The organism is Amycolatopsis sp. NPDC043885 (assembly GCF_056435685.1).
Map to the genome: position 1 here is coordinate 1,238,641 of NZ_JBWKEA010000001.1, position 12,249 is coordinate 1,250,889.

At 69.1% G+C, this 12,249-nt stretch carries 10 protein-coding genes; 1 reads left to right on the plus strand and 9 read right to left on the minus strand.

Translation table 11 applies throughout. The features are described 5' to 3' along the window. Positions 1 to 7: 7 nt before the first annotated feature. A complete protein-coding gene (locus AC069I_RS06255) occupies positions 8 to 652 on the plus strand; it encodes a GNAT family N-acetyltransferase (protein WP_465459656.1) in 645 nt (214 codons plus the stop codon). 284 nt (positions 653 to 936) lie between these two features. Here AC069I_RS06255 and AC069I_RS06260 read toward each other — a convergent pair whose 3' ends face one another. From AC069I_RS06260 to AC069I_RS06300, 9 genes are all read right to left on the minus strand, one after another. Next, positions 937 to 2,085, minus strand: a complete 1,149-nt coding sequence (locus AC069I_RS06260) for an N-acetylmuramoyl-L-alanine amidase (protein ID WP_478223923.1) — start codon at positions 2,083 to 2,085, stop codon at positions 937 to 939. Positions 2,086 to 2,335: 250 nt separating this feature from the next. Beyond that, positions 2,336 to 2,659: a thioredoxin gene (gene trxA / locus AC069I_RS06265; protein ID WP_101611569.1), complete on the minus strand. Its 324-nt coding sequence runs from the start codon at positions 2,657 to 2,659 to the stop codon at positions 2,336 to 2,338. A 41-nt stretch (positions 2,660 to 2,700) separates the two neighbouring features. Beyond that, on the minus strand, positions 2,701 to 3,696 hold the full coding sequence (gene trxB / locus AC069I_RS06270; RefSeq protein ID WP_478223924.1) for a thioredoxin-disulfide reductase: 996 nt from the start codon (positions 3,694 to 3,696) through the stop codon (positions 2,701 to 2,703). A gap of 206 nt (positions 3,697 to 3,902) precedes the next feature. Then, entirely contained in the window at positions 3,903 to 4,691 is a 789-nt protein-coding gene (locus AC069I_RS06275) for a hypothetical protein (RefSeq protein ID WP_478264939.1), read from the minus strand. After that, positions 4,688 to 5,347 (minus strand): RNA polymerase sigma factor SigM, encoded by a 660-nt coding sequence (sigM, locus tag AC069I_RS06280; protein WP_478264940.1) that lies wholly within the window; start codon positions 5,345 to 5,347, stop codon positions 4,688 to 4,690. The genes AC069I_RS06275 and sigM overlap by 4 nt, the downstream gene beginning before the upstream one ends. Positions 5,348 to 5,378: 31 nt before the next feature. Next, positions 5,379 to 6,938: a hypothetical protein gene (locus tag AC069I_RS06285; RefSeq protein WP_478224442.1), complete on the minus strand. Its 1,560-nt coding sequence runs from the start codon at positions 6,936 to 6,938 to the stop codon at positions 5,379 to 5,381. Positions 6,939 to 7,058: 120 nt separating this feature from the next. Then, complete coding sequence (gene murJ / locus AC069I_RS06290; protein ID WP_478265161.1) at positions 7,059 to 9,161, minus strand: murein biosynthesis integral membrane protein MurJ; 2,103 nt, start codon at positions 9,159 to 9,161, stop codon at positions 7,059 to 7,061. Positions 9,162 to 9,433: 272 nt separating this feature from the next. Then, positions 9,434 to 11,581, minus strand: a complete 2,148-nt coding sequence (locus tag AC069I_RS06295) for a DUF6049 family protein (protein ID WP_478264941.1) — start codon at positions 11,579 to 11,581, stop codon at positions 9,434 to 9,436. Continuing rightward, the gene (locus AC069I_RS06300) at positions 11,578 to 12,102 is read right to left on the minus strand and encodes an NUDIX hydrolase (RefSeq protein ID WP_125679360.1); all 525 of its coding nucleotides are present in this window, start codon (positions 12,100 to 12,102) and stop codon (positions 11,578 to 11,580) included. The genes AC069I_RS06295 and AC069I_RS06300 overlap by 4 nt, the downstream gene beginning before the upstream one ends. Positions 12,103 to 12,249 lie beyond the last annotated feature (147 nt).

Here is a 12,249-nt window from a genome sequence, read left to right on the forward strand (position 1 = left end):
TTTGTCTGTGTCGCGTCGCGTCGTGGGCGTAACCCTGGACAACCTCGAACACCTGCCCAAGAGCTGTCGCCGCTGCGTGTACTGGGAGCTGGCACCGCATCTGAAGGCGCAGGCCGAGGAATACGGCGCGACAGAGGTCGAAAAGGAAGCCTGGGTCTCCAGCGTGCTGCTGGAGTGGGGTTCCTGCGGCCGGATCGTCTACAGCGACACCCTGCCCGTCGGTTTCGTGCTCTACGCGCCGCCGAACGCCGTGCCGCGCTCGCTGGCTTTCCCGACTTCGCCCCCCGGCCCCGACGCGGTCCTGCTGACCGCCTTCCAGGTGCTTCCCGAATTCCAGGGCGGCGGGCTCGGCCGGATGCTGGTGCAGGCCGTCGCGAAGGACCTCACCAAACGCGGGGTTCGCGCGATCGAGGCCTTCGGGGACGCCAAGCCCGACGAGACCGATCCGGACGGCGGGCACAGTTGTGTCCTGCCCGCCGCGTTCCTGCAGAGTGTCGGGTTCAAGACCGTGCGGCCGCATCCGCGGTGGCCGCGGCTGCGGCTGGAACTGCGGTCGGCGATCTCGTGGAAGGAAGACGTGGAGGCGGCCCTCGAACGGCTACTCGGCCAGGTCTCCATCACGACGGCCGAGCCGAGCATGGGCCGCGCCTGACCTTCTTCGCCCCGCTTTAGCAGAGTTCCAGAGCGCGCGCAGCAGCCATCCCCCTGCCTGGGGACAGCTGTGGGTAACCCGCCGAGTTATCCACAGATCGCTGCTAGGAGCGGTGGAAAATCTGTGGATGGGTAGGCTGGACTTGGGGACGCCCCCCGGGAAGGGTGGGGGCTGCGCGCCGGGTGGAGCTAGGGGTGGCGTACTCGGGGGACGGGGCACACAACCGGTTGTGCCGAGGGCGTCGGCAGAGGGATGTGCGCCCGCGTGCGGGTGTGGAGGACTGGCTACTCCGCTTTGGCGAGTTCGTGCGCCAGGACGTCCGCGAAGGTGAACGTGCCGGTCGGCTGGTCGCCTTCGCCGAGGAGGTACAGGCGCTTCACGGCGACCAGGATGCCTTCGGCGACGACGTCGCGGAAAGCCGGGTCCGCCAGTTTGCGGCTGTCTTCGGGGTTGGTCAGGTAGCCGATCTCGATCCGCACCGCCGGGCAGCGGGTGCGGGTGAAGATCTCCCAGGTCTTGTAGTGCGTGCGGCAGTCGAGCATGCCGGTGCGGGCGGCCAGCTCGCGCTGGATGAAGCCGGCCAGCAGCTCACCGACGGTCGACGTGGTGCCGTTGCCGGTGCCGAAGTGGAAGCTCGCGACCCCCTGCGCCTTGGGCGAGGGGTTCTTGTCGTTGTGCAGCGAAAGGAACAGGTCGGCGCCCGCCTCGTTCGCGAACTTCGCCCGCTCACCCTCAGTCGGGCTCTGGTTCGGGCCGCGCGAGATCAGCGCCTCCATGCCCGTGGCCTGCATCCGGCCTTCGAGCCGCCGCGCCAGGTCCCAGGCGATGTCCGCCTCGCGCAGGCCGCCCGCGACGACCCCGAGGTCCTCGCCGCCGTGGCCAGGGTCGATCACGATGCGCTTGCCGCGCAGCCGGGGGCCCGCCTGCCGCACCTGCTCCTGCTCGCGCAGGAAAACGGGGCGGCCGCCGCGGGCACGCGGCGAAGAGAGCCGGTGCAGCTCACGGATGGTGGCCGGGCCGCACATACCGTCGGCGACCAGGCGCATGTCGCGCTGGAAGGTCTTGAGCGCACGCTCGGTCTGGGGACCGAAGTGGCCGTCCGGGCGGCCGGCGTCGAAACCGAGCTCGGTCAGCCGCTCCTGGAGCGCGAAGACGTCGTCACCCTGCATGGGGGCGGAGAACATGTAGGTCAGCGGCCGGCTGCCGAGATGGAAGCCGGCGCCGCGAAGCGCCTGATAGGTGGCCGGACCCACCAGACCGTCGGTGATGAGCCCACGGCGCTGCTGGAACGCCCGCACGGCATGTTCCATCGCCGTGTCGAAGACCTCGTACTCCCCGGATTCGGTCACCGGCGGGAGCAGCTCCATCGCCGCCAGCGTGGACCTGATCTCGGCGACGTCCGGTCCGGCGTCACCGCGGCGGAGTACCCGCATGCACTCCTCGCTCTTCCCTTGGGGCACCGATCGAGCTCGATGCACGACTATGAAAACCCTGCGGGGCGAACCCCGGTGCTCTATTGTGCCCTGTGAACTCTCGGTGAGCGCGGAGGCCCGGTCGGTGCGTCAAGTCCCCGTTCGTGGAACTCGTCCAGGCGTTCCCATAACGGAGAGATCTACCCATTCCCCGTGACGACGAAACCCGGAGCCTGGGCAGGCCCCGGGTTTCGGCAGATGAAACGCGAGATCAGAGGACGTCGGCGAGGTCCGACAGCAGCGCGGCCTTCGGCTTGGCGCCGACGATCTGCTTCACCGGCTTGCCGCCCTGGAACAGGATCAGCGTCGGGATCGACATCACCTGGTAGTCACGCGCAGTGTTCGGGTTGGCGTCGATGTCGAGCTTCGCGACCGTCAGCTTCTCGCCGTTCTCGGCCGCGATCTCCTCGAGTACCGGGGCGACCATCTTGCACGGACCGCACCAGGTCGCCCAGAAGTCGACCAGGACGGGCTTCTCGCTCGTCAGCACGTCGTCGACGAACGTCTTGTCGGTCACCGTCACGGTGTTGGCCATGGTGTCTCCTTCTGGGTGGTGAAACTCCGGTGTTGGGAAAGTCAGTCGGTGGTGGCGCCGTAGCCGCCACCGACCAGCTCAGGGGTCTCCTGGGCGGCCTCGACACCGGCGTGCTCCGCCAGCCATCGTTCCGCGTCGATCGCCGCGGCGCAGCCCGAGCCCGCGGCGGTGATCGCCTGCCGGTACGTGCGGTCGACCAGGTCGCCCGCGGCGAAAACGCCGGGAAGGTTCGTGTACGAGGTGCGGCCCTTGGTGAGCACGTAGCCGTCCTCGTCGAGGTCCACCTGGCCGCGCACCAGTTCGCTGCGCGGGTCGTGACCGATCGCGACGAAGAACCCGGTCACGTCCAGCTTGGACTCCTCACCGGTGACCGTGTCCTTGAGCTTCAGGCCCTCGACCTTGCCCTCACCCTCGACCTCGGTGATCTGCTTGTTGAGCGCCCACTTGATCTTCTCGTTCTCGCGGGCACGCTCCAGCATGATCTTGGAAGCGCGGAACTCCTCGCGGCGGTGGACGATCGTCACGGACTTGGCGAACTTCGTCAGGAAGGTCGCCTCCTCCATCGCCGAGTCGCCGCCGCCGGCGACCACGATGTCGTGGTCGCGGAAGAAGAAACCGTCGCAGGTGGCACAGGCCGAAACCCCGCGGCCGAGCAGTTCCTGCTCGCCGGGCACGTTCAGATAGCGGGCCGCGGCGCCCATCGAGAGCACGACCGCGCGGGCCGCGTAGCGCTTGCCGTTCGCGAAGACGTACTTGACGTCACCGGTCAGCTCGACGGACTCGACGTCCTCCTGGCGCAGGTCGGCGCCGAAACGCTTGGCCTGCTCGCGCATCTCTTCCATGAGGTCGGGACCCTGGATGCCTTCGCGGAAGCCGGGGAAGTTCTCGACCTCCGTCGTCGTCATCAGCGCACCGCCGAACTGAGTGCCCTCGAACACCAGCGGTTCGAGCTGCGCCCGTGCCGCGTAGACAGCGGCGGTGTATCCCGCAGGACCCGATCCCACAATGATCAGGTTCCTGATCTCCTCGGCAGCCACCCGTGACCTCCGCTCGTAGTGACCTGTTCACCAGGCTCAACACGATCGTAAGGGCCGGTGTTCCCGGGGTGACCGGCGCTACTTCCCCGCCCGCGCCGAGGTGGTGGCAAAGGTCCCTTGCTCCCATCCGGAGAGCAAGGGACCTCTATTAGCGGCCGGAGGCAGCAGGGAGATCTTTTTCTGCCGCTGCTACCACGTCTCGTCTGCTACTTCGCTCCGATGATCTTGTCGAAGAGGACGGCCGGGTTGCCCGGGCCGCAGTCGGCACCGAAGGCGACGATGCGGAACTGGGCGAGTTTGCCTGTGGTGTAGATCACCATCACGCCGTCCTTGCCCGCGACGTTCACCGGCCGGATGCCCTCCGGCCGCACGTCGGCGTCCATTCCGGCTGCGGCGACGCAGGCGTCGAGGCGTTCTTCGGTCTTCAGCGAGCCGAAGTCGCGGACGCCGATCGCCTTGCCGACGAGGGCTTCGGCACCTCCGCCGTCTCCGCCGACCGAAGGTCCGGAAGGAGCCGACGGCGCGGGCTGGGCGATACCGCCCGAATCCGGCTCCCGAGTGGTCGGGACGACGATCGCCACGGCGGCGATGGCCGCCGCCGCCACGGTCGCTATTCCGGCGCCCCAGCCGATCCGTTTGTTCCGCCGCCGCCGTGCGGCCGCGAGGTCCACCACCGGGGCGACCTGCTCCTGCGGCCGTTCAGATGCGCCTTGAAACGCAGGCGACACTCGCATTTCGGCGGCCAGCGCGGCGTCGATCCGTGCCGCGTACTCCGCCGGCATCGGCGCGACCGGCTCGTTCGCGAGTTCCGCGAGGTCGGCCGTGGTCGCTTCGAGTGCTTCGATGATCGCCAGTGCTTCGGGGTCGGCGTTCACCAGCGGCCACAGCTTGGCCGCTTCTCGCTCGTCCAGCACACCTGCGTGCAGGTCGGCGAGCACATCGACAGACCACGGCGGACCGACGGTCCCACCGATCCCCCTGCTCTCGTCTGTCATCGTCCCTCCCCGTCACCCGGCGTGCCCTGAGGACGCCTGGCACCCCGTTGCGGGGTAGCGCGCTCTCGTTTGCTTTCGTGAGTTGGGACGTTCGCAATCGCATCGGGGTTCCGTAGATGTCCGAGAACCTTCGCGAGCTTTCCGCGACCTCGGGCACACCGGCTCTTGACCGTGCCCTCGGCGATGCCGAGCATCTTCGCCGTCTCGGCGACGGAGTATCCCTCGACGTCGACCAACACGATCGGGGCACGCTGCTCTTCGGGGAGCTGGTCGAGGGCTTCCTTGATGACCAGGCTCGTCTCACGTTCCGACATCGAGTCACGCGGTGAAGCGGGCTCGTTGAACTGCCCGGTCTCGGGCAACGGAACGGTCGGTCTGGCCTTGCCCCGCCGGATGCGGTCGAGGCACGCGTTCACGACGATGCGGTGCAACCACGTCGTGACCTGCGATTCGGCTCTGAAGTTGCCCGCTGCTCGGAACGCGGAGATGAAGGCGTCCTGCAGGGCGTCCGCGGCTTCTTCCGGATCCCGCAAGGTGCGCAGGGCCACCGCCCACATGCGGTCTCGATGTCGCTGGACCAGTTCACTGAACGCGTGCGGGTCTCCAGCGGCATGCGCCGCTATGAGATCCGCGTCCGTGGGAGCTGCAGCTGTCACCCGGGAGAGCCTACTGACCCGGTGTCCGCCGTCACCCCGCAGGCAGGAAGGTCAGCTCGTTGAGTTCGGTGACGAACTTTCCTTTGTCATCTTCACCCAGCTGAGTGATCCAGATGATGAAGTACTGACCCTGCTGAGGCTGCTGCAACGCGATGGTCGACTCGCCCTCCGCGAGGTCTCCGGTCCCGACGACCTTCGTTTCGTCGAGCTTCGGGTTCTTCTTGTCGGCGGAGCGGATCTCGACCTTCGAGCCGGGGCTCGCCGCGTCGATCTTGACCTGGGTGAGGTTGATCGGGTCCTTGAAGGTCACGACCAGTCCGACGCCGTCCTTGAGCACCGGGAACTGCTTGTCGTATTGGTCGGTCTTCCACGAGGTGACCGTGTCACCGTCGGTGGTGTTCCTGGCCTTGCCAGGGCTGTCGCCCTTGCTGCCCGGGTTGTAGACGGCCACGGCCGACGGCTTCACCGCGGCACCCACGGCGGGGGACGGCTTCTGCTGGGCCGGCGGCGGCTGCTCGCCCGAGGGCGGCGGCGCGACCTGCGAAGAGGACGCGGCGACGTTGATTTTCGGACCGCTGGACTTCGACTCGCCCTGGAACAGGTTGATCAGCATCATCCCACCCCAGGCGAGGATGACCACGGTCGCGACGACCAGCACGGTCACGCCGAACGCCAGCTTCTTGCGGCGCGCGACGTCCTTGACCGGCTTCTTCGTCGTCCAGACCGTGCCGTCCGATTCGGCCACGGCCTCTTCCTCGCCGACGGCCTTGATCAGCTGGGTGCGTTCTTCGGCTTCGGCGACCTGGTCCAGGACACGCAGGATGGCCGCGCTGGTGCGGATACCGCCGTGGCCGCCGTCCTCGATGGTGCGGACGGCGAGCGAGGACAGCTCGACGGGCACCGTCGGGACCAGTGAACGCGGCGGGATGACACGGCCGGTCGGCGCGTGCGGCGCCGCCGGGATCGCGGCCGGGCCACCGGGAAGGGCCCACCGGCCGGTCAGCAGCAGGTACAGGACGGCGCCGAGTGCTTTGACGTCGTCGCGAAGGGTCGCTTCGGGCAAGGGGCCCGGGAAGGCGAGCTTCAGTGCGCCGTCCGGGGTGAGCCGGAGACGCTGCGGGTGGTCGAGGCCGAGGACGAGACCGTTCTGATGGGCGTGGTCGACGGCTTCCGCCAGCGCCTGCACCATCCTGGCCGCCGCGGCGGGCGCCACCGGGCGCTGCGCCACCAGGTCGACCAGGTCGCTGCCCTTGGTCCATTCCGCGACGACGACACCGAGCAGACCTTCGCTCGATGTGACGCCGCTGCCGAGGCTGAGCACGTCGAGAACGCGCGCGACCCCGCCGTGGCCGAACTTGGAGGCGTGCGCGGCACGCTCCAGCGTCCGGCGCGCGAGCCGGGCGGCTTCCGCGTCCGCGGGGTCGCCGACCAGCAGCGTCAGCGCCACGTCCCGCTTCAGCTGCCCGTCGCGGGCACGCCAAAGATGCGCGGCGGCCCGCTCGTCCACCCCGAACTGTGCGAGCAGGCGATACCGGCCGTCACCGACGACCCGGCCAGGGGCCAGCGACCCGCCTTGGGCCCGGATGCCCATCTGGCCGGCCTCCCCTGCCTGTTCGCTCCGTCTCGTATCCACCGCACTCTCCCGCGTAGCTCCCGCCCCGAGAGTACCCAGAATACGACCCGTGAACGCGCGCCATCCGTACGTGAATCGTTATCCGCGCTTGATCAACCGGGTGATCCTCGCCGTGGCGGGCTTCAATTCCTCGACCTTCAAGGCCATGAGCACGCCGAACGACACCACGATCCCGACCACCGTCTGGAGCAGAAGTTTCACCCAGGCATGGAAAGTAGGCCCGAACGAGTCGGGGACGATCTGCCCGGCGAGCCACGCCGCGCCGACGCCGAGCACACTCGCGACGACCGTGAAGAGGATCACTCCGAGAACCCGCTTGCTCCGGAGATTTCCGAGGGTCACCCACAGCCAGACCTGACCGAGGATCGCGCCGACGACGAACGTGAGGCCGTTGACCATCATCACGCCGAGCACGATGTTGTCCGGCGAAAGCAGCACGGGGCACAGGTACAGCAGCGGCACCTTCACCACGGTCATCACGATCATGATCAGCACCGGCGTCCGCGCGTCCTTCATCGAGTAGAACACCCGCATCTGAAGCATGACCAGCGCGTACGGCAGCAGCGCGAACGCGGAGATAGCCAGCGCCTCGCCCATCCGCGACGCGTTCTCGACCGTGCCCTTGCCCAAGGTGAACAGCGCGATGCCGACCGAACCGCCCACCACGGTCATCACCGCGGAGATCGGCAGGAGCGTCACCGTCGAGATACGCGACGCGTAGGACAGGTCGCCGATCAGCTTCTTGTGATCGCCGTCCGCGGCCGCGCGGCTCATCCTCGGCATGATCGCGGTCAGCAGCGACACCCCGATGACGCCGTACGGCAGCTGGAAGAGCAGCCACGCGTTGCTGTACGCGGTCACACCGCCCTGCGAACCGCTGGTCAGCACGCGAGTCGTGATCGTGTAGCCGATCTGGCTGACCGCGACGTAGCCGACGGTCCAGAGCGCGAGCCCGCCGAACTCCTTCATGCGCTTGTCGATGCCCCAGCGCCACTTGAACTTGAACCCGGACCGCAGCAGCGGCGGGATCAACAGCACCGACTGCGCCACGATGCCCGAGGTCACGCCGAGACCCAGCGTCAGCAGTTTCGGATCGGTGATCGACACCGGATCGGTCGAGATGTTCCCCGGCATGATCCACACCACGAGGATCGTGAAGATGACGACCAGGTTGTTGATCACCGGTGCCCACGCCGTCGGGCCGAAGATGTGCTTCGCGTTCAGCACCGCCGAGAGCAGCGCGAACACGCCGTAGAAGAAGATCTGCGGCAGCAGCAGGTACGCGAACGCGGTGACCAGCGCGGGATTGGCGTCACCGTTGTCGTCGACGTAGAGCTTCGTGATCAACGGCGCCGCCAGGACGGCGATCGTCGTCCCGACCACGAGCAGCGTGCCCGCCACCGTGACCAGCCGCTGGGTGTACGCCTCGCCGCCGTCCTTGTCGTCCTGCGACCGCACGAGCAGCGGGACCACGAGGCTGGACAGCACACCGCCCATCAGCAGCTCGAAGATGATGTTCGGCATCGTGTTGGCGACGTTGAACGAGTCGTTCTCCACCTGCGCGCCGATGGCCGCGACCAGCAGCAGCTTCCACGCGAAGCCGGTGATGCGGCTGATCAGCGAGGCGATCGCCATCCGTCCGCTCGACTTCGCGATCGACGGCGCCTTCGCCGGGGCGGCGACATCCTGCTCGCCCGTCTCCCCCGGCCGCGGTTTGACCAGCGGCGCGTCCTTGATCGCCGGCATGACCTGCGTGGCGAGCTGGTCGTACGGGCGGAGGACGTCAGGGTCGGCGACCGGCCAGCGCGAGCCCATCGGGACGCCGGGGGTTCGCGGGATGAACCGCGTCGCGTCGGGTTCGTCGCGCCGGTCGACCTGCCACGGGCGGACCGGTGGCGGCTGGCGGCGCCCGCGATGCGGCGGAGGCGGTGTCTGGTGGAGCGCCTGAGGAGGCGGCTGTGACACGGCCGGACGCCGCGGCGGCGGGTTCTGGGACGGCTGCGGCAGCGGCGGGCCCTGCGGCGGCGGAACCGGCTGACGACGGGTCGGCGGCGGAGGCGTCCCCTGGGGAGGGGGCACCTTCCGCGGCGGTACCTGGTTCGGCGGCGGGGCCTGCGGTGGCCTCAGCCGCCGTGTCTCGTCGTCGGGGCGGCCCGCCACCCGCTGGCGGCGGCCGTCCACCGGCTGCGGAGGAGGCGGCGGCGCGGCCCGCCGCGGGCGCTCACCGCGTTCGGGTGGGGGCTGCTGCGGGGGCGGCTGACGACGCTCCGGACGGCGTGCGGGTCCCTCGGTACGGCGGGGCGGTGGCGGAGTGCCTTCGCGCCGGGGACGGCCTGCACGCTCGGGCGGTACACCCGGCTCTCTTTCCAACGCGTGCCCAATCCTCGGTGCTCGGCTACGTGATGCCCGGCGGCATCGTTCGACCCAGGGTAATCGGCGACGCCCGGAAACACTTAAACCTGTGCGTCCTCGGTCACACGCGGGGCGGTTTCGTTCGCCCGATCGGCTCGTGAGTCCTTGATCCTCCGGTAGATCCGGCGGGACGACAGGAGCAGCAGCGCACCCGCCGCGGTGATGGTGATGATGATGGTGATCGCGCCGTACTCCGTGGACGTCAGCTCGAACCGCGCGGCCGAACCGAGCGGGGTCCCGTCGGGCGTGGTCAGCGACACGTCGACGCTGAACCGGCCGGCCCGCAGCGCCTCGACCGGGAGCAGCCGGTTACGGGCGCTGTTGGCCGGGACCATCTGAGCCTGCAACTGGGTGTCGTCGGTCGGCCGCAGGCCCACGTTGTTCTTCAAGGCGACCTGGACGGCGACGCCGACCGGCAGGTTGTTGGTGATGAACACCGGCAGCGGCGCCGCGCCGGAAGCCAGCGCGATCGTCTGCTTCGGCCGCTCGACGGTGACCTGGCTGCGGATCGCCTCCAGATCGCCGCGGGCGTTGCCGGTGACGGTCGCGGCGTCCGCGCCGCGCCACGACGTCGACGCGGCCCGGATGAGGGCGAGCCGGACCGGGGCGACCACGTCGGCCGGCCTCACCCGTTTGGTGGCATCCATCGTCATCGCGGACGACAGGCCCAGTGTCTCGTTGTCGAGCTGGGACATCTTCGCGGTGACGTCGCCGCTGGTCGCGGCAGTCAGATCCTGTGGGTCGTAGTTGACCGACGCCGTCCCGGACGGGGCTTCACCGAGTAGTTCGGGCAGCGGCGCCGACTTGAGGAGGCCGGCGGTGTAGAAGTCGTCCATCCGCTCCAGGAACGTGGTGAGTTCGGTGCCGGTCGCGGCCCACTGCCGCGGCGGCGCGATCAGCAGCCGTGCGCGTTCCGGCCCCTCGTTCTGCCCGCCGAGCCCGGCACGGAAGGCGATGGCGCCGAGCCCGTTCTGGGTGGACCCCGAGCCGTTCAGCGCGGACGAGATCAGCGCGTCGATCGGCTGCGCGCGCAGGTCCGTCCCTTCGATCGACACCCCGCTCGAAAGCGGTGTGCGGGACTGGAGCTTGCCCGAATCGGTCAGCACGGTCTTGACGCCCGCCTTGCCGATCGCTTCGACGGTCTGCGAGTCGAGGGCGCCGCCGGGCCAGAGCACGCCGTCCTGCGGCTGGATGCCGAGCAGGTTCTTGATCGTCCCCGCGCCGCCGAGCGCGGTGGTCATGAGCGCGGTGTCGGTGGCGTCACCGGCGCGGACCTTCGTCAGCGCGGTGAGGTCGGCGTCGGCGAACGGGAGGGTGACCACGCACCGGCCCGCGACCAGCGCCTTCAGCCTGCCGAGCCAGTTCTTCGCGGTCTCGACGCCCTTGCCGGGAGCGCCGCCCGCGACCTGATAGCCACGGGTCATCGCGTCGACGGTCGCGACCAGGTCGGGGTCGATGGCCAGGCACAACGACGACGAGACCTTCGTGTCGGCCTCGGCCGCGCGCGCCGCCTCGACCAGCGAGTCCAGTCGTCCGCCGGCGGCCAGCTCGTCCGCCAGCCGCTCGTCCGCGAGGGTCAGCGGCCCGCCGAGTGGGGCGGAGACGACGTGCACGACGCTGTTCGCGATCGGCCACAGCAGGCTCGTCGACGGCGCCGACGGCGGACGCGACGCGGGCGCCTTGCCGGGGACACCGAGCACCGGCATCAGCAGGGTGACCGCCGCCAGCCGTTCCGGACCGCCGAAATCCGGGGTCCCGTTGACGTTGACCAGCAGCGGGTACACGCCGGGCCTCGGGAACTGCAGCTTGGCGGACTGACCGAGCGGGACGGCCAGGTTCAGCGCGGCGCTCTGGCCGGGCTCCAGCTCGTCCGGTTCGAGGTCGACGAACTCCGTCGCCGCGAGATCCTTGAACTTGTCGCCGGCGAGGACGTCACCGATCTGCTGCTCGCTCTGCAGCCGCGTGCCCAGTTGCAGCCGGACACCCAGCTTGCTGATCCGCCGGTCGCCGATGTTGGTGACGCGGCCGGTCACGGTGAGCGAAGCCGAAGCCGAGGTGATCACGCGGGGGTTGAGCTGGTCGAGGTCCACGCGCAGCCGGGGCTGTTCCTGGGCCTGCGCGACCGCGACGGGCAACGCGGTGAGGGCCAGGAACAGGATCGACAGGACAGTGGCGGCAAGCCGCTTCACTCAGGTGCTCCCTCGGCGGTGTGCTGTTGCTGCGCGAAGAGTTCTTTGGCCTTCCGGACCAGCTTGCGCTCGTCGGAGTAGGCGAGTTTGGTCTCCAGGTCGGCGAGCGGCACCCAGGCGACCTCGGTCACCTCGACATCCTCGTCCGAAAGTTCGCCGCCGGTGGATTCCAGGATGAAATGGTGCACCGTCTTGTGCACGCGCCGTCGCTCGGCCACGAACCAGTAGTCGATGGTGCCGAGGGGCCGCAGGACCTGCGCGGAGATGCCGGTCTCCTCCTTCACCTCGCGCACAGCCGTCTGCTCCACCGTCTCACCGTCCTCGATGTGGCCCTTCGGCAGCGACCACAGCAGTCTGCCGTGCCGGTCGAGCCGCCCGATCAGCGCGGCGTTCGCCCGTTCGGCGTCGACGACGAGTCCGCCGGCCGAGGTTTCGTCGACCGTGGTCAGCCGCCTCCCCCGCCTGCGCCTCCGCCGGCGGCCCGGCTTCGAAGCGCCGGAGCGCCCGGCTGATCCAGACATGCTGCGATGCTAGAGCAAACGGCGGTACAGGTACGCTGGCTCTCCGTGCCCGTGTTGGGCCGGGCCGTAGTAAGTACATCCAAATCGTGGTGGGATTGTCGTGAACAAGGTGGTCGCCGGGCAGGCGATTGCGGGGAAGAGCACTGC